Genomic DNA, 19705 nt, shown 5'->3' on the forward strand with positions numbered 1-19705 from the left:
AATGTGGTCCTATAGCCTATGCAGCCTTAGGCGCACACCCGTGCGCATGCATTCAGGGAGCTTCACACATGAAACGTTTTGCTTTGGCGATCATTTGCGGTGTGTTGGCCACATCGGCTGTGGCCGCACCAAAAGACTGCGAAGAGCTCAGGAAAGAGATTGAGGTCAAGATCCAGGCGAACGCAGTTCCGTCCTACACCTTGGAAATTGTCAGCAAGGAAGAGGCTGACAAGCACGACGTCGCCATGGTCGTCGGCAGCTGTGAGAACGGTACCAAAGCCATCATCTATCAGAAGAACAACGATTGATCAGAGACAGTTGACGCTGCGTTCTTCCGCCAGCAATTGGCGAGCGGCGTTATACAGCCGGATATTCGGCGTGAAGGCCAATGAGCGCCCTTCCAGGCGATAGCGTTGGCCAGCCTCGAAATGGTCGTACTGCAGAGTGATGAAACAGGTGCGGTCGGCCGTTTGCCCAAAGCCATTGAGGCTGCCGCCGGTCGGCACCTCGAAATCAAAGCGCACCATCAACTCGTGACTGCCCGGTGAAACCTGGAAGTAGCGTCCGTCCGGCAGGTTCTTACCATCCAGGCGCTGCGCCATCACCAGCTTGGCTCCCGGCGTTGGCGTAGCGAAATCGACCCAGGCCTGATGCGGATCGACCGGCGGCAGGGGGGTCGAAGCGCAGGCGCTGAGCAACAGGGCGACGACGGGAAGCAGGAGCTGGCGCATGGCAGGTACTCAACGCAAGGAGAGCTTTGAGTATAAACACGCCACGCCGTGGAAAAATCCCCTTCAGGCGCGATAGTCTGGCGAACACATCACCCAGGAGCGGTCGGGGCATGGTCAGGCGTTTTCTTCCAGGGTTGATAGTCGTGCTGCTCAGTGGCTGCTCCAGCGTCAGTTACTACAGCCAATTGGCAGGTGGTCAGTGGCAGCTGTTGCGAGCCCGGGAGCCGGTTGCCGAGGTCATCGCCGATCCGTCGCGGCCGCAGGGGCTGCGTGATCATCTGGCTCAAGCACAGAAAGCTCGAACCTTCGCCAGCGAACACCTGAATCTGCCTGACAACCAAAGTTACCGGCTGTATGCCGATATCGGCCGACCTTATGTGGTCTGGAATGTCTTCGCCACGCAGGAATTTTCCCTGGCGCCTCAAACCCATTGCTTCCCCATTGCCGGTTGCGTGGCCTATCGCGGCTATTACAGCCAGGGCGCGGCACGGGGTGAGGCGGCGTTGTTGCGCCAGCAAGGCATGGACGTATCGATAGGTGGCGTCGAAGCCTATTCCACCCTGGGTTGGTTCAACGACCCGATCATGAATTCGATGATGAACTGGGGCGACGAACGCCTGGCCACGCTGATCTTCCATGAGCTGGCGCACCAGCGGTTCTACGTGCAGGACGACACCGAATTCAACGAGTCGTTTGCCAGCTTCGTCGAGCAGGAAGGCACCCGCCAGTGGCGCGCGGCCCAGGGCCTGGCGCCGCTTGGCAGCTCGACGCGGCAGCAGCGGGACCAATTTACCCAGCTGATCCTCGATACACGTAAGCGCCTGGAAAAACTCTACGTGCAACCGCTGTCCGTCGAGGCGATGCGCCAGGCCAAGGCGGCCGAATTCGAGGCGTTGCGCCGTGAGTACCGGCAGATGCGCGATAGCCAATGGGGCGGGGACAAGCGTTATGACGTCTGGATGAACCTGCCGATGAACAATGCGCGGTTGTTGCCGTTCGGGCTGTATGACCGGTGGGTGCCGGCGTTTGCGGCGTTGTTCAGGCAGGAAGGCGGGGATTGGCGCAAGTTTTACGCCGCAGTGGAGAAGATGGGCGAGTTGCCGGTGGGGCAGCGCAAGGCTGCGTTGAGGCGGTTGGAAGGTACTGATCGGTAGAGCCTCATCGGCGGGCAAGCCGCTCCCAATGTGGGAGGAGGCTTGCCCCCGATGGCGGCCTCAGGGCCGCATCAAAAACGCCTGATGCATCTGCGCCAACGTCTCGAAATGCCAGGTCGGCGCTTCGGCGTTCAACTCTTCGAAACTGCCAAACCCATAACCGACGGCCGCCGAATCCACGCCATTGCTGCGCGCCCCGATCAGGTCGTGCTTACGATCACCGATCATCAAGGTAGTGGCCGGATCCAGGCCTTCTTCGCGGAGCACATGCGCAATCAACTCAACCTTGTTGGTGCGTGTCCCGTCCAGTTCACTGCCGTAGATCACCTTGAAGTGCCTGGCAAAATCGAAATGCCGCGCGATCTCGCGGGCAAACACCCAGGGCTTGGATGTGGCGACGTACAACTGGCGGCCCTGTTTGTCCAGGTCTTCGAGCAGCGGCATCACGCCCTCGAATACGCGGTTTTCATACAGCCCGGTGACCTTGAAGCGCTCGCGGTAGAAATTCACCGCCTCCCAGGCCTTGGCCTCATCGAAGTCGTAGAACTGCATGAAGGCTTGCAGCAACGGCGGGCCGATGAAGTGTTCGAGTTGGGTCAGGTCGGGTTCGTCGATGCCCAGTTTGCCAAGGGCGTACTGGATCGAGCGGGTGATGCCCTCGCGTGGGTCGGTGAGGGTGCCATCCAGGTCGAACAGGACGGTTTGGTAAGGGAGGGTCATTGGTCGAATCCTTCAGCCAGGTGCAGGTCTTTGAGCTTCACGTAGTTGGCGGCGCTGTAGGTGAAAAAGGCGCGTTCCTTGTCAGTCAGCGGGCGGATTTGTTTAACCGGGCTGCCCACATACAAAAAACCACTGTCGAGTTTCTTGCCCGGTGGCACCAGGCTGCCGGCGCCGATGATGACGTCGTCTTCCACCACGGCGCCGTCCATCACGATGCTGCCCATGCCGATCAAAATCCGGTTGCCCACCGTGCAGCCATGCAGCATGACCTTGTGGGCGATGGTCACGTCATCGCCGATCAGCAGCGGGAAACCGCCAGGATTGAACGGTCCGGCATGGGTAATGTGCAGCACGCAGCCGTCCTGCACGCTGGTGCGCGCGCCGATACGGATGCGGTGCATGTCGCCGCGAATCACGGTCAGCGGCCAGACCGAGCTGTCGGTGCCGATTTCGACATCGCCGATCACCACCGCCGAAATATCGACAAAAGCCCCGGCGCCCAGGGTTGGCGTGTGGTTCTGATAGGTGCGAAGGGTCACGATAGCCTCTCTCTTATGTGCTGATAGCTGCGGTGGGCGTTGATTGTAATTAAGATGGCCCCATCTTTGTTCTTACATGTTTCTTCAGCCAAGGTGCCAACCGTGAGCGCGAACAACCCTCTTCTGCAGTCCTACGACCTGCCGCCGTTCTCGGCGATCCGTGCCGAGCACGTGCAACCGGCCATCGAACAGATCCTCGCCGACAACCGTGTTGCCATCGAAGGCATCCTGCAAAGCCAGGGTAAAAATCCGACATGGGCCGGCCTGGTGCTGGCCATGGACGAATTGAATGATCGCCTGGGCGCCGCCTGGAGCCCGGTCAGCCACCTCAACGCCGTGTGCAACAGCGCCGAGCTGCGCGAAGCCTACGAGGCGTGCCTGCCGGCATTGAGCGCCTACTCCACCGAGATGGGCCAGAACCGCGCGCTGTTCCAAGCCTTCGAAGCCCTGGCCAACAGCCCGGAAGCCGCCGGTTTCGACGTGGCGCAAAAAACTATTCTTGAACACTCCCTGCGCGACTTCCGCCTCTCGGGTATCGACTTGCCGCCTGAGCAGCAAAAACGTTATGCCGAAGTGCAGAGCAAGCTTTCCGAGCTGGGCAGCAAATTCTCCAACCAACTGCTGGACGCCACCCAGGCGTGGACCAAGCACGTCACCGAGGAAGCCACCCTCGCCGGCCTGACCGATTCGGCCAAGGCGCAGATGGCCGCTGCCGCGCAGGCCAAAGGCCTCGACGGTTGGCTGATCACCCTGGAGTTTCCGAGCTACTACGCGGTCATGACCTACGCCCAGGACCGCGCCCTGCGCGAAGAAATCTACGCGGCCTACTGCACCCGTGCGTCAGACCAAGGTCCGAATGCCGGTCAGAACGATAACGGCCCGGTGATGGAACAGATCCTCGATCTGCGTCAGGAACTGGCCAAGCTCCTGGGTTACGCCTCGTTCTCCGAGCTGAGCCTGGCCACCAAGATGGCCGAGTCCAGCGACCAGGTGTTGAGCTTCCTGCGTGACCTGGCCAAGCGCAGCAAGCCGTTCGCTGCCCAGGACCTGCAACAGCTCAAGGCCTACGCCGCCGAACAAGGCTGCGCCGACCTGCAAAGCTGGGACAGCGGTTTCTACGGCGAAAAGCTGCGTGAGCAACGCTACAGCGTGTCCCAGGAAGCCCTGCGCGCCTACTTCCCGATCGACAAGGTGCTGGGCGGCCTGTTCGCCATCGTGCAGCGTTTGTACGGCATCGAGATTGCCGAGCAAAAAGGCTTCGACACCTGGCACCCGGATGTTCGCCTGTTTGAAATCAAGGAAAACGGCCAGCACGTCGGGCGTTTTTTCTTCGACCTGTACGCCCGCGCCAACAAGCGTGGCGGTGCCTGGATGGACGGCGCGCGCGACCGTCGTCGCACCATCGACGGTGTGCTGCAAAGCCCGGTGGCGAACCTGGTGTGCAACTTCACCCCTGCCGACAGCGGTAAGCCTGCCCTGCTGACCCACGATGAAGTGACCACCCTGTTCCACGAATTCGGCCATGGCCTGCATCACCTGCTGACCCGCGTCGAGCATGCCGGCGTGTCCGGTATCAATGGCGTGGCGTGGGATGCGGTGGAGTTGCCAAGCCAGTTCATGGAGAACTGGTGCTGGGAGCCGGAAGGCCTGGCGCTGATCTCCGGTCATTATGAAAGCGGCGAGCCACTGCCCCAGGACCTGCTGGAAAAAATGCTCGCGGCGAAGAACTTCCAGTCCGGCCTGATGATGGTGCGCCAGTTGGAGTTCTCGCTGTTCGATTTCGAATTGCATGCCACCCATGGCGATGGCCGCAGCGTGGCCCAGGTGCTCGAAGGCGTGCGCGATGAGGTGTCGGTGATGCGTCCTCCGGCCTACAACCGTTTCCCCAACAGCTTTGCGCACATCTTCGCTGGCGGTTATGCCGCGGGCTACTACAGCTACAAATGGGCCGAAGTGCTGTCGGCGGATGCCTTCTCCAAATTCGAAGAAGACGGCGTGCTCAACGCAGAGACCGGCCGTGCATTCCGTGAGGCGATCCTGGCGCGCGGCGGTTCCCAGGCGCCGATGGTGCTGTTCGTCGACTTCCGCGGACGTGCCCCGTCGATTGACGCACTCTTGCGCCACAGCGGCCTGAGTGAGGACGCAGCAGCATGAGTGAAGGGCCTGTGATTACCAAAAAGCAATTTATCGCCGGGGCGGTCTGCCCGGCGTGCAGCGAACCGGACAAGTTGAAGATGTGGACCGAGGACAGCGTGCCGCATCGTGAGTGCGTGGCCTGCGGGTACACCGATACGCTGAATGATCAAGGTCTGTCGGTGCCCAAGGAATTGGGCACGCGGGTCAATACATCGGCGTTGAAAGCGCCGGACCCGAAGGTGCAGGCGGTGCAGTTCTTTCCTAACCCGAAGCTGAAGAAAGACTGACTCGTCTACCCCCTGGGAGTGCGTCTCAGGGGGTGACCAGCAGTGCGGTTTTTTCCTCGGCGGGCTCGTGATCCTTGTTCGCCGGGTTCAGCCAGCTGTTCATTGAGCACAGGGCAAAGGCGCTGGTGCTGCAATCGCCATTCGCCAAGGCTGTGCGCAACTTGTCGATATCGGCCCTCATCATGTAGCGAACGCCGTCCTTGAAGCCGTTACTGGTGCCGAAACCGCCCAAGGTCATCTCGTTCAGCGCATCCTCCTTGCTCCATCCCTGGATCACCACGCGATACATCGCCGCCATCAGGCCGGTGCGGTCAGAGCCGTGCTTGCAATGCATCAGCACCGGGCCGTCAGCTTCCGCTTCCTTGATCGCCCTGAGTGCCGCCAGCACGTCAGAGTCATCCACATGGTTGGTGCGATAACTCAACTGAACCTGACGGATGCCTGGCGCCTTCAGCCAGTTGCTATCGGACTCGGGCAGGAAGTTGATCACGGTCCCGATCTTGAGCTGTTCCAGCAACGGCGCTGCATTGCTATCCGGCAATGCGCTGCGATAGAGCGTGGGCGTCATTTGATGCAGGTTGTAGCGGTCGCCCACTGGCTGCGCCCATTCTGGAGAACGCAGGGACGTAGCGTCATCGGCCCGCGCAAAAGCTGTGGTGAACAGTGCCATGAACGCCAGGCCCAGGGCCGGCAACCAATGATGCTTGTACATGGGCGACGTCACCCTATAGGGAGTGGTTGATGGCGCCCAGAGTCGGTCACGGCGGGTCAAGGAGGTGTGAGGTGTGCGTCAAAGAATCGTGAATCCTCAATCTTTAGTCGCTGAAGCGATTCTCTCGATGCTTAGGCTGCTATCATTTGTAACTATTGTTTGCGCGCTGCGCTCTATCTCCCTGGATCACCTGGATCCAGATCGCCGCCCGACAACGCCAAGCCACTCCCTAGAAGCGGCTGATAACCCCGTGACCACATGATGAGGTGCCACCATGTCTGATCAAGATCAAGACAACCCCCGGCGTGACTTTCTACGCAAATCCTTGACCTTGATCCCGGTGGTCACGGTTGCCAGCACCGGCCTTGGCGGTTCGATGCTGATGGCGACGCCTGCGCCGGTCGAGGCTGCGCCAGCCAAGCCTGCGGCCAGCGAAAAAGCCTACGAGCCAAGCTATTTCACTGCCGAGGAATGGGCGTTTATCAACGCTGCCGTCGAGCGTCTGATCCCGGCCGATGCCCAAGGCCCCGGCGCCCTGGAAGCTGGCGCGCCGGAGTACATCGACCGGCAGATGAACACGCCTTACGCCAGCGGTGCCCTGTGGTTCATGCAAGGCCCGTTTAATGCCGATGCGCCACCGGAGATGGGCTGGCAGAGCAAGTTGGTGCCCAAGGACATCTATCGCCTGGGTATTGCCGCGACGGATGCCTGGTCGAAGGCGTTCAACGGCAAAGTTTTTGCTGCGCAAGACAGCGCTACCCGAGACGATATGTTGCGGCGCCTGGAGGCGGGCGGCAGTGAGGTCACGGCACATTTTGACGCGGTGCCGCCGAAGATGTTCTTCAACCTGCTGCTGCAAAACACCAAGGAAGGCTTCTTCTGCGACCCGATCCATGGTGGCAACAAAGGCATGGTCGGCTGGACCATGATTGGCTTCCCCGGCGCCCGCGCCGATTTCATGGACTGGGTGGAACGCAATGAGCAGTACCCCTTCCCGGCAGTATCCATCCGCGGCGAGAGGGCATAAACGTGGCGACCATCATGAAGAAAGTGGATGCGGTGATTGTCGGCTTCGGCTGGACCGGCGCGATCATGGCCAAGGAGCTGACGGAAGCCGGGCTGAACGTGGTAGCGCTGGAGCGCGGCCCGATGCAGGACACTTACCCGGACGGCAACTATCCCCAGGTCATCGACGAACTGACCTACAGCGTGCGTAAAAAACTCTTCCAGGACATCTCCAAGGAGACGGTGACGATTCGCCATAGCGTGAATGACGTTGCCTTGCCTAACCGTCAGCTCGGCGCGTTTTTGCCGGGTAACGGCGTGGGCGGTGCGGGCTTGCACTGGTCGGGCGTGCATTTCCGTGTCGATCCGATTGAACTGCGCATGCGCAGCCATTACGAGGAACGCTACGGCAAGCATTTCATTCCCAAGGACATGACCATCCAGGACTTCGGCGTGAGCTACGAAGAGCTGGAGCCGTTTTTCGACTATGCGGAAAAAGTCTTCGGCACCTCAGGCCAGGCCTGGACCGTGAAAGGCCAGGTGGTGGGTGAAGGTAGTGGCGGCAACCCCTATGCGCCGGACCGTTCCAACCCGTTTCCGTTGGAAGCGCAAAAGAACACAGTCTCCGCACAGCTGTTTCAGAAAGCCGCCGCCAGCGTCGGGTACAAGCCCTACAACCTGCCGTCAGCCAATACCTCGGGACCTTACACCAACCCCTACGGCGCGCAGATGGGCCCGTGCAACTTCTGCGGTTTTTGCAGCGGCTACGTGTGCTACATGTACTCCAAGGCCTCGCCGAACGTGAACATCCTGCCGGCGCTGCGCCAGGTGCCGAATTTCGAGCTGAGGCCCAACTCCCACGTGCTCAAGGTCAATCTGGACAGCACCAAGAGCAAGGCCACCGGCGTGACCTATATCGACGCCCAGGGCCGAGAGTGCGAACAACCGGCAGACCTGGTGATCCTCGGCGCGTTCCAGTTCCACAACGTGCGGCTGATGCTGCTGTCGGGCATCGGCAAGCCTTACGACCCGATGACCAATGAGGGTGTGGTGGGCAGGAACTTTGCCTACCAGAACATGGCCACCATCAAGGCGTTCTTCGACAAGGACACCCATACCAACAACTTTATCGGTGCCGGCGGCAATGGCGTGGCCATCGATGACTTCAACGCCGACAACTTCGATCACGGGCCCCATGGCTTTGTGGGCGGTTCGCCGATGTGGGTCAACCAGGCCGGCAGCCGGCCGATTGCCGGTACGTCCAACCCGCCCGGCACTCCGGCCTGGGGCAGTGCCTGGAAGCGCGCCACCGCCGATTACTACACCCACCAGGTGTCGATGGATGCTCACGGTGCCCATCAATCCTACCGGGGTAACTACCTGGATCTGGACCCTGTCTACCGTGATGCCTACGGCCTGCCGTTGCTGCGCATGACGTTCGACTGGCAGGAAAACGACATCAAGATGAACCGCTTCATGGTCGAGAAAATGGGCAAGGTCGCCGAAGCGATGAACCCCAAGGCGATAGCCGTGCTGGGCAAAAAAGTCGGTGAGCACTTCAACACCGCGTCCTACCAGACCACCCACCTCAACGGTGGCGCGATCATGGGGACCGACCCGAAGACCAGTGCGCTGAACCGCTACTTGCAGTGCTGGGATGTACACAATGTGTTTGTTCCCGGCGCATCCGCTTTCCCACAGGGCTTGGGCTACAACCCTACAGGCCTGGTGGCGGCATTGACCTACTGGTCGGCCCGGGCGATTCGCGAGCAGTACCTGAAAAACCCCGGCCCGCTGGTTCAGGCATAAGGAGCGATGACCATGAAAGCATTTGTTATCGCGACGTTTGCCCTGCTCAGCAGCTGCTCGATCAGTGCCGCCGAAACCGACCTGATCAAGCAGGGCGAATACCTGGCCCGCGCCGGCGACTGCGTGGCCTGCCACACCGCCAAGGGCGGCAAACCGTTCGCCGGTGGCCTGCCGATGGAAACCCCCATCGGTGTGATCTATTCCACCAACATCACCCCGGACAAGACCGGCCTGGGCGACTACAGCTTCGAGGACTTCGACAAGGCCGTGCGTCACGGTGTCGCCAAGAGTGGTAGTACGCTTTACCCGGCGATGCCCTACCCGTCCTATGCGCGTGTCAGCGAAAGCGATATGCAGGCGTTGTATGCGTACTTCATGAAGGGCGTGGAACCGGTCGCCCAGGTGAACAAGGACAGCGACATTCCGTGGCCGTTGAGCATGCGTTGGCCGCTGGCGGCGTGGCGCTGGATGTTTGCCCCTGAGGTGGTGGATAAGCCTGTCGTGGCCGACGCAGACCCGGTGATCAGCCGTGGCGCCTATCTGGTGGAAGGCCTTGGCCACTGTGGCGCGTGCCATACACCACGCGCCCTGACCATGCAGGAAAAAGCCCTGAGCGCGACTGACGGCAAGGCCTTCCTGTCCGGCAGCGCGCCACTGGAAGGCTGGATCGCCAAGAGCCTGCGCGGTGACCACAAGGACGGCCTCGGCAGTTGGAGCGAGGCGCAGCTGGTGCAATTCCTCAAGACCGGTCGCAGTGATCGCAGCGCGGTATTTGGCGGTATGAGCGACGTGGTCGTGCATAGCATGCAGTACATGTCCCAGGACGACCTGACCGCTATCGCCCGTTACCTCAAGAGCCTGCCGGCGGTGGACCCGCAGGACCAGCCGCACCAGTATGACAAGCAGGTGGCCGAGGCGCTGTGGAAGGGCGATGACAGCAAGCCCGGCGCCTCGGTGTACATCGACAACTGCGCGGCCTGCCACCGTACCGATGGCCATGGTTACACGCGGGTGTTCCCGGCGTTGGCGGGCAACCCGGTGGTGCAGACTGCGGACGCCACGTCGTTGATCAACATCGTGTTGAACGGCGGCACGTTGCCGGCCACTCACACGGCGCCGTCGACCTTTACCATGCCGGCGTTCGCCTGGCGCCTGTCGGACCAGGAAGTGGCGGATGTGGTCAGTTTCATCCGTGGCAGTTGGGGTAACCAGGGTGCCGCAGTGAAAGCCAGTGACGTGGCCGACCTGCGCAAGAACGACATGCGCACCACCTCGGGCGATGACCTGGGGCAGGTCACACAAAAGCACTGACCGCCAGACGGCACTGGTCAGGAACCTCGCGCCTCGATACTGTATATAAAAACAGTATCGAGGCGCTTTCATGTCTACTCCGCTGCCGCCCCGTGGTCGGGGCACGGCCACCAACCTGCACAACCGCTTTGCGCCCACCGTCAGCGTGGCCGAGGACGACGGCTGGTACCAGGAAGTGCCGCCGACCCAGGGCACCGAAGTGCGCATCGAAACGGCCAAGACCATCATCACCCGCAACAACTCTCCGGACCTGCCGTTCGACCGCTCCATCAATCCCTATCGTGGCTGCGAACATGGCTGCATTTACTGTTATGCACGGCCCAGTCATGCCTATTGGGACATGTCACCGGGGCTGGATTTCGAAACCAGGCTGATCGCCAAGAGCAATGCGGCCGACGTGCTGGAACAGCAGTTGTCGAAGCCGGGCTATGTGTGTGCACCGATCAACCTGGGTTCCAACACCGACCCGTACCAGCCTATCGAGCGTGAGTACAGGATCACCCGGCAAACCCTCGAAGTGCTGCTGCGCTATCGGCACCCGGTCACCATCATCACCAAGGGCTCGTTGATCCTGCGTGACCTGGACCTGCTGGCGGAGCTGGCCAGGCAACGCCTTGTGGCGGTGATGATCAGTCTCACCAGCCTGGATGATGAGCTCAAGCGCATCCTGGAGCCGCGCACCGCCGCGCCCAAGGCACGGTTGCGGGCCATACGGGTGATGCGCGAGGCGGGCATCCCGGTGGGCGTGCTGTGCTCGCCGATGATCCCGATGATCAACGACAGCGAGTTGGAAAGCCTGCTTACCGAAGCCCATGCCGCCGGTGCGCAGAGTGCGGCGTACATGATGTTGCGCCTGCCGCTGGAGGTGGCGCCGCTGTTCGAAGAGTGGCTGGCGGCGCATTACCCGCAGCGTGCGGCCCATGTGATGAGCCTGGTGCGCCAGGTGCGCGGTGGTGAGGTCTACGACAGTCGGTTCGGCGTCCGCATGCGGGGCGAGGGGCCGTTTGCCGACCTGCTGGCCCAGCGCTTCAGCAAGGCGATCAAACGCCTGGGGCTCGATCGCAGAGAAGGCTTCAATCTGGATTGCACGGCGTTCTGTCCACCGGGCAGACAGATGGCATTGTTGTAGACTGAAAAGGCAGAATGCACCGTTCCTGTAGGAATAGTCGCGTTTTGACATTACTGAAACCCGCGATCTAGAGCGGTTCATTCAGTTTGAGTTAAGTTTCGGTGGTTACCTTGTTCAGCGAGTGACTGATGAGTCGGCAGTCTGGTTGGTGGCTTTTACAACTATTTCACTGGCCTGGCGTCGAACTGACCTGAAAACTCCCCTGCATTAATCAAGAGGATGAATCATGAGTGACAAGGATAAACAGCCGTTGGCTGCGTCGGCTTCAGCCCCTCAGGTGGCAGAGTCTGCCGATGCAGCGCTAAAACACATCGTTGACGGCTTTTTGCATTTCCATCACGACGTCTTCCCTCAGCAGGAAGAACTCTTCAAGAAACTCGCCACGGCCCAGAGCCCGCGGGCGATGTTCATTACCTGCGCCGACTCGCGCATCGTGCCTGAGCTGATTACCCAAAGCTCTCCCGGCGACCTGTTCGTGACCCGCAACGTCGGTAACGTCGTGCCGCCTTATGGGCAGATGAACGGCGGTGTTTCCACTGCCATCGAGTACGCAGTACTGGCCCTGGGCGTGCAGCACATCATCGTGTGCGGGCACTCCGATTGTGGCGCCATGCGCGCGGTCCTCAACCCCGCCAGCCTGGAGAAGATGCCAACGGTAAGGGCCTGGCTGCGGCACGCCGAAGTCGCCAAGTCCATGGTCGAGGACAATTGCGACTGCGCCAACGAAGGCGAGAGCATGAAAGTGCTCACCGAAGAAAACGTCATCGCCCAACTGCAGCATTTGCGCACCCATCCTTCGGTGGCGTCGCGCATGGCCAACGGTCAGCTGTTTATTCACGGCTGGATCTACAACATCGAGACCAGTGAAATTCGAGCCTACGATGCTGATCAGTCGGCATTCCGACCGTTAAGCGGCGAAGGGCCGATTCCTTCCGCGACGCCTAAAGCGCGCTTCTAAACACTTCCCTGCCGGGTAAAGCGGTGGCTGCCATGGATGCAGCCAGGCTTTGCCGCGCCCGGCGAATACCTCGGGAGAGCCATCATGCGTGCTGCTCAATTGAAAGCTGTATTGCCACGGGAGCTGCTCGCCTCCGTGGTTGTGTTTCTGGTCGCCCTGCCCCTGTGCATGGGGATCGCCATCGCGTCCGGCATGCCGCCGGCCAAGGGCCTGATCACCGGGATTATCGGTGGCCTGGTGGTGGGCTGGTTGGCGGGCTCGCCGCTGCAGGTCAGCGGCCCGGCGGCGGGGCTGGCGGTATTGGTGTTCGAGCTGGTGCGCCAGCATGGGATGCTGATGCTCGGGCCGATCCTGCTGCTGGCCGGCTTCCTGCAACTGGTGGCCGGGCGCCTGCGCCTGGGTTGCTGGTTCCGCGTCACGGCGCCGGCGGTGGTGTACGGTATGCTGGCGGGGATCGGCGTATTGATTGTGCTATCGCAGATCCATGTGATGCTCGACGGTGCGCCCAAGCCCTCCGGGCTGGATAACCTGGCGGGCTTCCCCGCCGCGCTGGTGCAGGCGATTCCTACCTTGGGCGGCGGACTGGGTTGGCAGGCCGGATTGCTCGGTTTGTCGACGATGCTGGTGATGTACCTGTGGGATAAATTCCGTCCGCAAACCCTGCGTTTCGTGCCCGGAGCCCTGTTGGGTGTGGGCCTGGCAACGGTGACCAGCCTGGTGCTGGCGCTGCAGGTCAAGCGTGTGGAAGTCCCGGAGAACCTCGCCGACGCCATCGATTGGCTGCGTCCCAGCGACCTGTTGAACCTGGCTGACCCTCAGTTGTTGATCGCTGCGTTTGCGGTGGCGTTTATCGCCAGTGCCGAAACCTTGCTCTCTGCGGCAGCGGTCGACCGCATGCACAGCGGCCAGCGTTCCGATTTCGATAAGGAATTGTCCGCCCAAGGCGTGGGCAACATGTTGTGCGGCCTGGTGGGTGCTCTGCCGATGACCGGTGTGATCGTGCGCAGCTCGGCCAACGTGCAGGCCGGTGCCACCACGCGGTTGTCAGCCATGTTCCATGGCGTATGGCTGTTGGGGTTCGTACTGTTGCTGTCGAGCGTGCTGCAAAGCATTCCTGTGGCAAGCCTGGCGGGTGTGTTGGTGTACACCGGGATCAAGCTGGTGGACATCAAGGCCTTCAAGGCCCTCGGTCGTTATGGGCGTATGCCGATGTTTACCTACGCGGCCACGGCGTTGGCGATCATTTTCACCGACCTGCTGACCGGTGTGCTGGTGGGCTTCGGGCTCACACTGGTCAAGCTGGCGCTCAAGGCCTCGCGCCTGAAAGTCAGTCTGATCGACCTGCCCCCGGAGGGGGAAATGGAGCTGCGTTTGACCGGTGCGGCGACTTTCCTGAAAGTGCCGGCGTTGACCCGGGTGCTGGCGACGGTGCCTCCGGGCACGACTGTGCACGTACCGCTGAGTAACCTGAGTTATATCGACCATTCCTGCCTGGAGTTGCTGGAGGAATGGGACCGGGCGAATGCGGCCAAGGGCTCGAGGCTGGTGATCGAGTCGCGTGGGTTGAAGCGCAGGCTCGAAGGCCGGGTCAGGATGACGACAGGGATCGGCTCGGCGCCCTCAGTCGGCTGACGGAACCGGATCAACATGTGGGAGGGGTGTAGTCCCCTCCCACATTCGTTCTGTGTCGAATTCAGGATTTAAGCCGGCTGGTCCAACGCCAACTCAACCCCCAGCTGGCGGGACAGGCATGGCCAGCGCTTCCACGCGGCTTCCGTTGCCGGGCTTTTCAGCTGTTCGCGATACGCTTCGACAGACTCCAGTGCAAAGCTGTCTTCGTTGAGCATTTCATCCACCGCATGATGAACGGCTTCATCCAGCTGGTTGGCGAATGCTTCACCGATCAACTGATGGGCAATCACGTTGGCCACGGTGGTATCTGCTGGAATCAGTGGCCGGCCAAAGTGTTTGATATACAAATCGTTGACCTCTTCCACCAGGCGATGGGCCAGGTAAGCCTCGTCCAGCAGACCGTCGAGCCCTTCATGGCCGGCCAGGATCGCGGGGGGCTGCAGGAAGAAATGCTCGGCGATTTTCAGCACTGGCTTGATCTGGCTTTCGATGCCGGCCTCGCGGGCCACGTCGTTGGCGGCGTCCAGCAGGTCCGGCACGAGATCGATGTAGGCCGTGACGAAACGGGTCATGACAATGTTGCGATCGCCATCAGCCAGGGAAATGGCCGAATGCAGGTGCGGCAATTGCTCTTCCAGCTGCTTGGCCAACTGGCCAGTGCTGGATTCGTGTTGATGGGCACGGGAAATCTGCTCGCGCAATGCGGCGGTGTTCATGAAGGCTCCAGTGAAGCAGGCGTAGGAATAGGGACAGCATAAGGTAGCTCGTTTATACGAGCGCCTAAGACGCATTTGTCATAATTATTTCATGGTTATGCACAGGCGTTATATCGAATTGCCATCGTTGGTCGGATAAACGATTCCGCAGCCGGTTTTATTAGGCCTGGCCACTCATTTTTGCTCATTTGCCCCTACACATTGCGGGGTTGCAGAGCGTGTCTATACTCGGGTTTGTACGCGATTAGCTGATGACGCCAGACTGCATAAGCAGGTAAGGCTAAGCGGTTGTAAGCAGTATGGAAGCCGCTCCCTTCGACGCAGGTGCAAACCGGCGGGATAACAAGAACGATAAGGGGAACCCGCAATGACGCGACATCCACATGTTTGGATGGGCCTCCTGTTGTGGTCGGTATTCGGCCAGGCGCACGCCGCCTGGACAACGAATATGGCGCCAGGGGCAACTGAAGTCAGTCACGCTGTGTTCGACCTGCACATGACCATTTTCTGGATCTGTGTAGTGATCGGCATTGTCGTTTTTGGCGCGATGTTCTGGTCGATGATCCTTCATCGCCGCTCTACGGGCCAGGTCGCGGCCAAATTCCACGAAAGCACCACCGTGGAAATCCTCTGGACCGTGGTGCCCTTGCTGATCCTGGTCGCGATGGCCATTCCGGCGACCAAGACCTTGATCAATATCTACGACAGTACCGAGTCGGATATCGATATCCAGGTCACCGGCTATCAGTGGAAGTGGCATTACAAATACCTGGGCCAGGACGTGGAGTTCTTCAGCAACCTGGCCACGCCCGCCGAGCAGATCCATAACCAGGCCACCAAGGGCGAACATTACCTGCTGGAAGTCGACCAGCCGCTGGTGCTGCCGGTGGGCGCCAAGGTGCGCTTCCTGGTGACCGCCGCCGACGTGATCCACTCCTGGTGGGTGCCGGCCTTTGCGGTCAAGCGTGACGCCATCCCGGGGTTCGTCAACGAAGCCTGGACCCGCGTCGAGAAGCCTGGCATCTACCGTGGCCAATGCGCCGAACTGTGTGGCAAGGACCACGGTTTCATGCCCATCGTGGTAGAGGTCAAGTCCAAGGCCGACTACGACACCTGGCTCGGCGAGCGCAAGGCAGAGGCCGCCAAGCTCAAGGAGCTGACCTCCAAGGAGTGGACGCTGGAAGAGCTGGTGGCCCGCGGCGACAAGGTCTACCACACCACCTGCGTGGCCTGTCACCAGGCCGAGGGCCAGGGCCTGCCACCGATGTTCCCGGCCCTCAAGGGTTCGAAAATCGCCACCGGGCCCAAGGAAGGTCACCTGAGCCTCGTCTACCACGGCAAGCCCGGTACGGCGATGGCCGCATTCGGCAAGCAGCTCTCGGAAGTGGATATCGCCGCCGTGGTGACCTACGAGCGCAACGCCTGGGGTAACAACAAAGGCGACATGGTCACGCCTAAAGACGTGCTGGCCATCAAGCAGGCGGAAAGCAAATGACTTCATTCATTGCGTATGCCCCGAACCGCCCCGCCCACTCGCTTGCAGGAGAACGGCCATGAGCGCTGTGATCGATGACCATGGCCACGCCGGTGACCATGCCCACGGCCCCGCCAAAGGCTTGATGCGCTGGGTGCTGACCACCAACCATAAGGACATCGGCACGATGTACCTGTGGTTCGCGTTCACCATGTTCCTGCTCGGCGGCTCGTTCGCCATGGTGATCCGTGCCGAGCTGTTCCAGCCTGGCCTGCAGATCGTCGAGCCGGCGTTTTTCAACCAGATGACCACCATGCACGGCCTGATCATGGTGTTCGGGGCGGTAATGCCGGCGTTTGTCGGCCTGGCCAACTGGATGATTCCGCTGATGATCGGCGCGCCGGACATGGCCTTGCCGCGCATGAACAACTTCAGCTTCTGGCTGCTGCCGGCGGCGTTCCTGCTGCTGGTCTCGACCCTGTTCACGCCCGGTGGCGGGCCGAATTTCGGCTGGACGTTCTACGCCCCGCTCTCCACCACCTACGCACCGGAAAGCGTGACGTTCTTCATCTTCGCCATCCACTTGATGGGCATCAGCTCGATCATGGGTGCGATCAACGTGGTTGCCACCATCCTCAACCTGCGTGCGCCCGGCATGACCTTGATGAAAATGCCGCTGTTCGTCTGGACCTGGCTGATCACCGCATTCCTGCTGATCGCGGTGATGCCGGTGCTGGCCGGCTGCGTGACCATGATGTTGATGGACATCCACTTCGGCACCAGCTTCTTCAGCGCGGCCGGTGGCGGTGATCCGGTGCTGTTCCAGCATGTGTTCTGGTTCTTCGGCCACCCCGAGGTGTACATCATGATCCTGCCGGCGTTTGGCGCCGTCAGTTCGATTATCCCGACCTTCTCGCGCAAGCCGTTGTTCGGCTATACGTCGATGGTCTACGCCACGGCGAGCATCGCGTTCCTCTCGTTTATCGTGTGGGCGCACCATATGTTCGTGGTGGGCATTCCGTTGGTCGGCGAGTTGTTCTTCATGTACGCCACGTTGCTGATTGCGGTGCCCACCGGCGTGAAGGTGTTCAACTGGGTCAGCACCATGTGGCAAGGCTCCCTGACCTTCGAGACGCCGATGCTGTTTGCCGTGGCCTTTGTGATCCTGTTCACCATCGGCGGCTTCTCCGGATTGATGCTGGCGATTGCCCCGGCGGACTTCCAGTATCACGACACCTACTTCGTGGTGGCGCACTTCCATTACGTACTGGTGCCTGGTGCGATCTTCGGCATCTTCGCCTCGGCCTACTACTGGCTGCCGAAATGGACCGGCCACATGTACGACGAAACCCTGGGCAAGCTGCATTTCTGGTTGTCTTTCGTGGGCATGAACATGGCGTTCTTCCCGATGCACTTCGTGGGACTGGCCGGTATGCCGCGTCGGGTGCCGGACTACAACCTGCAGTTCGCCGACTTCAATATGGTCTCGTCGATTGGCGCGTTCATGTTTGGCGCCACGCAGATCTTCTTCCTGTTTATCGTGATCAAGTGCATCCGTGGCGGCCCGCCCGCGCCGGCCAAGCCGTGGGATGGCGCCGAAGGCCTGGAGTGGAGCGTGCCCTCGCCCGCGCCGTACCACACCTTCACCACGCCACCGGAGGTCAAATGAACAGGGTAAGCGGAGGTGGTCATGGCTGACTCCGTGCCCCTCAAGCGCCTGGTTACCCGCCTGCTGATCCTGGTGGTAGCGATGTTCGCCTTCGGCTTTGCCCTGGTGCCGATCTACGACGTGATGTGCAAGGCGTTCGGCATCAACGGCAAGACGGCCGGGCAGTACGAAGGCGAGCAGGTCGTCGACCTCACGCGCCAGGTACGGGTGCAGTTCCTGTCCACCAATGCCATCGACATGGTCTGGGAGTTTCATTCCAAGGCTGACGAGGTGGTGGTCAACCCCGGTGCCGTCACCGAGATGCTGTTCGTGGCCTACAACCCCACTGACAAGCCGATGACCGCCCAGGCGGTGCCGAGCATTTCCCCCGCCGAAGCGGCGATGTATTTCCACAAGACCGAATGCTTTTGCTTCACCCAGCAAGTGCTGCAGCCAGGCCAACGCATCGAGATGCCAGTGCGTTTTATTGTCGACCGTGACATGCCCAAGGATGTGAAGCATTTGACCCTGGCGTACACGCTGTTTGATATCACTGCGCGCCAACCGCCCGTGGCTGTCCGTACCGGCGGCTAGCTACTGTTTGCCCGCTCAATCAGGAGAGCGAATACATGTCGACTCATGATACGTACTACGTACCAGCGCAAAGCAAATGGCCGATAATTGCCACGATTGGCATGCTGGTCACCGTGTATGGCCTGGCCGTGTGGTTCAACGACCTGAAGGCGGCACGCCCGGAATCCCACGGGCCGTGGATCTTTTTCGTCGGAGGGCTGTTGCTGGCCTACATGCTGTTTGGCTGGTTCGGTGCAGTGATCAAGGAAAGCCGCGCCGGTTTGTACAGCGCCCAGATGGACCGCTCGTTTCGCTGGGGCATGACCTGGTTCATTTTTTCCGAGGTGATGTTCTTCATCGCGTTTTTCGGTGCGCTGTTCTACGTGCGCCATTTGTCCGGTCCCGCATTGGCCGGCGAAGGCCCCAAAGGCATTGCGCACATGCTGTGGCCGAACTTCGAGTTTGCCTGGCCGTTGCTCAACAACCCGGACCCGAAGCTCTATCCCGCGCCGGAGGGCACCATCAGCCCGTGGGGCTTGCCGTTGGTGAACACCATCCTGCTGGTGAGTTCCAGCGTGACCATCACCATTGCCCACCACGCCTTGCGCAAGGGGCATCGCGGCGCGCTGAAAATCTGGCTGGCGATCACCGTCTTGCTGGGCCTGGCATTCCTCGGGTTCCAGGCCGAGGAATACATCCATGCCTATAAAGAACTGGGCCTGACCTTGGGTTCGGGGGTGTACGGCGCGACGTTCTTTATGCTCACGGGCTTCCACGGTGCTCACGTGACCATCGGCACCATCATTTTGTTTGTGATGCTGATGCGCATCCTGCGCGGGCATTTCAATGCCGAGCATCAGTTCGGTTTCGAGGCGGCCAGTTGGTATTGGCACTTCGTGGATGTGGTGTGGATCGGGCTGTTTTTCTTCGTATATGTGCTCTGAGGCGACTTACCAGGGCGCATGAGATACCAGCTGGCCGCTGAAAAATCCCCAGGCGATCAATGCCACGGTGATCACGGCCAGTACCACACGCACGGTCAAGGCCGTCACGAGGCGGTTGGAGTTGCCCTCGTCCTTGACCAGGAAGAACAGGCCACTGAACAGGCTCACGACGGTCGCGATCAGCATCAGGGCAATGGCTGCTTTGAGCATGGTCTGGTTCCTGGCGT

The 19705-nt window shown here is 60.7% G+C and carries 20 protein-coding genes; 14 read left to right on the forward strand and 6 right to left on the reverse strand.

Going from position 1 to position 19705, the window contains the following annotated elements; all coding sequences use genetic code 11:
* The first annotated feature begins 68 nt into the window (after nt 1-68).
* Complete coding sequence (locus tag BFQ01_RS21765; protein ID WP_017734725.1) at nt 69-308, forward strand: DUF1161 domain-containing protein; 240 nt, start codon at nt 69-71, stop codon at nt 306-308.
* Here the strand turns inward: BFQ01_RS21765 and BFQ01_RS21770 are convergent, their stop codons facing one another.
* Complete coding sequence (locus tag BFQ01_RS21770) at nt 309-731, reverse strand: PA0061/PA0062 family lipoprotein (protein WP_065926833.1); 423 nt, start codon at nt 729-731, stop codon at nt 309-311.
* Between the two features lie 110 nt (nt 732-841).
* Between BFQ01_RS21770 and BFQ01_RS21775 the strand changes: the two genes are divergently transcribed.
* Nucleotides 842-1885 carry an aminopeptidase gene (locus BFQ01_RS21775; RefSeq protein WP_065926834.1) on the forward strand — a complete coding sequence of 348 codons (1044 nt, stop codon included), beginning with the start codon at nt 842-844 and terminating at the stop codon, nt 1883-1885.
* Nucleotides 1886-1945: 60 nt separating this feature from the next.
* On the opposite strand, the gene BFQ01_RS21780 is transcribed toward BFQ01_RS21775, so the two are convergent.
* Together BFQ01_RS21780 and BFQ01_RS21785 are read right to left on the reverse strand one after the other, a co-directional pair.
* Nucleotides 1946-2605, reverse strand: coding sequence for an HAD family hydrolase (locus tag BFQ01_RS21780; protein WP_065926835.1), 660 nt, complete (start codon nt 2603-2605; stop codon nt 1946-1948).
* Nucleotides 2602-3144: a gamma carbonic anhydrase family protein gene (locus BFQ01_RS21785; protein ID WP_065926836.1), complete on the reverse strand. Its 543-nt coding sequence runs from the start codon at nt 3142-3144 to the stop codon at nt 2602-2604. The genes BFQ01_RS21780 and BFQ01_RS21785 overlap by 4 nt, the downstream gene beginning before the upstream one ends.
* A 54-nt stretch (nt 3145-3198) precedes the next feature.
* Between BFQ01_RS21785 and prlC the strand changes: the two genes are divergently transcribed.
* Nucleotides 3199-5298, forward strand: a complete 2100-nt coding sequence (gene prlC, locus BFQ01_RS21790; RefSeq protein ID WP_174556988.1) for an oligopeptidase A — start codon at nt 3199-3201, stop codon at nt 5296-5298.
* The gene (locus BFQ01_RS21795) at nt 5295-5567 is read left to right on the forward strand and encodes a YheV family putative zinc ribbon protein (RefSeq protein ID WP_027608125.1); all 273 of its coding nucleotides are present in this window, start codon (nt 5295-5297) and stop codon (nt 5565-5567) included. The genes prlC and BFQ01_RS21795 overlap by 4 nt, the downstream gene beginning before the upstream one ends.
* A 25-nt stretch (nt 5568-5592) precedes the next feature.
* On the opposite strand, the gene BFQ01_RS21800 is transcribed toward BFQ01_RS21795, so the two are convergent.
* A complete protein-coding gene (locus BFQ01_RS21800; protein ID WP_065926838.1) occupies nt 5593-6279 on the reverse strand; it encodes a phosphatase domain-containing protein in 687 nt (228 codons plus the stop codon).
* 274 nt (nt 6280-6553) lie between these two features.
* On the opposite strand from BFQ01_RS21800, the gene BFQ01_RS21805 reads away from it, so the two are divergent.
* The 6 genes from BFQ01_RS21805 (at nt 6554) to BFQ01_RS21830 (ending at nt 14123) form a co-directional block, all read left to right on the forward strand.
* On the forward strand, nt 6554-7306 hold the full coding sequence (locus BFQ01_RS21805) for a gluconate 2-dehydrogenase subunit 3 family protein (RefSeq protein ID WP_027608123.1): 753 nt from the start codon (nt 6554-6556) through the stop codon (nt 7304-7306).
* A 2-nt stretch (nt 7307-7308) separates the two neighbouring features.
* Entirely contained in the window at nt 7309-9093 is a 1785-nt protein-coding gene (locus BFQ01_RS21810) for a GMC family oxidoreductase (RefSeq protein ID WP_065926839.1), read from the forward strand.
* A gap of 12 nt (nt 9094-9105) precedes the next feature.
* On the forward strand, nt 9106-10404 hold the full coding sequence (locus BFQ01_RS21815) for a cytochrome c (protein WP_027608121.1): 1299 nt from the start codon (nt 9106-9108) through the stop codon (nt 10402-10404).
* 70 nt (nt 10405-10474) lie between these two features.
* Entirely contained in the window at nt 10475-11533 is a 1059-nt protein-coding gene (locus BFQ01_RS21820; protein WP_065926840.1) for a PA0069 family radical SAM protein, read from the forward strand.
* Between the two features lie 226 nt (nt 11534-11759).
* Complete coding sequence (locus BFQ01_RS21825) at nt 11760-12491, forward strand: carbonic anhydrase (RefSeq protein ID WP_027608119.1); 732 nt, start codon at nt 11760-11762, stop codon at nt 12489-12491.
* 84 nt (nt 12492-12575) lie between these two features.
* Nucleotides 12576-14123, forward strand: coding sequence for a SulP family inorganic anion transporter (locus BFQ01_RS21830; protein WP_065926841.1), 1548 nt, complete (start codon nt 12576-12578; stop codon nt 14121-14123).
* Nucleotides 14124-14191: 68 nt separating this feature from the next.
* Here BFQ01_RS21830 and BFQ01_RS21835 read toward each other — a convergent pair whose 3' ends face one another.
* The gene (locus BFQ01_RS21835; RefSeq protein ID WP_065926842.1) at nt 14192-14839 is read right to left on the reverse strand and encodes a hypothetical protein; all 648 of its coding nucleotides are present in this window, start codon (nt 14837-14839) and stop codon (nt 14192-14194) included.
* A gap of 367 nt (nt 14840-15206) precedes the next feature.
* Between BFQ01_RS21835 and coxB the strand changes: the two genes are divergently transcribed.
* The 4 genes from coxB to BFQ01_RS21855 are packed head-to-tail and all read left to right on the forward strand — an operon-like array spanning nt 15207 to nt 19478.
* Nucleotides 15207-16334, forward strand: a complete 1128-nt coding sequence (gene coxB / locus BFQ01_RS21840; RefSeq protein WP_065926843.1) for a cytochrome c oxidase subunit II — start codon at nt 15207-15209, stop codon at nt 16332-16334.
* A 58-nt stretch (nt 16335-16392) separates the two neighbouring features.
* On the forward strand, nt 16393-17982 hold the full coding sequence (ctaD, locus tag BFQ01_RS21845; protein WP_024072609.1) for a cytochrome c oxidase subunit I: 1590 nt from the start codon (nt 16393-16395) through the stop codon (nt 17980-17982).
* Between the two features lie 21 nt (nt 17983-18003).
* The gene (locus tag BFQ01_RS21850) at nt 18004-18555 is read left to right on the forward strand and encodes a cytochrome c oxidase assembly protein (RefSeq protein WP_065926844.1); all 552 of its coding nucleotides are present in this window, start codon (nt 18004-18006) and stop codon (nt 18553-18555) included.
* A 35-nt stretch (nt 18556-18590) separates the two neighbouring features.
* Nucleotides 18591-19478 carry a cytochrome c oxidase subunit 3 gene (locus tag BFQ01_RS21855; RefSeq protein WP_027608047.1) on the forward strand — a complete coding sequence of 296 codons (888 nt, stop codon included), beginning with the start codon at nt 18591-18593 and terminating at the stop codon, nt 19476-19478.
* Nucleotides 19479-19484: 6 nt separating this feature from the next.
* Here BFQ01_RS21855 and BFQ01_RS21860 read toward each other — a convergent pair whose 3' ends face one another.
* A complete protein-coding gene (locus tag BFQ01_RS21860) occupies nt 19485-19688 on the reverse strand; it encodes a twin transmembrane helix small protein (protein ID WP_016978774.1) in 204 nt (67 codons plus the stop codon).
* Between the last annotated feature and the right edge of the window lie 17 nt (nt 19689-19705).

Source organism: Pseudomonas sp. 8 R 14, assembly GCF_900005955.1.
GTDB classification, from domain to species: domain Bacteria; phylum Pseudomonadota; class Gammaproteobacteria; order Pseudomonadales; family Pseudomonadaceae; genus Aquipseudomonas; species Aquipseudomonas marginalis.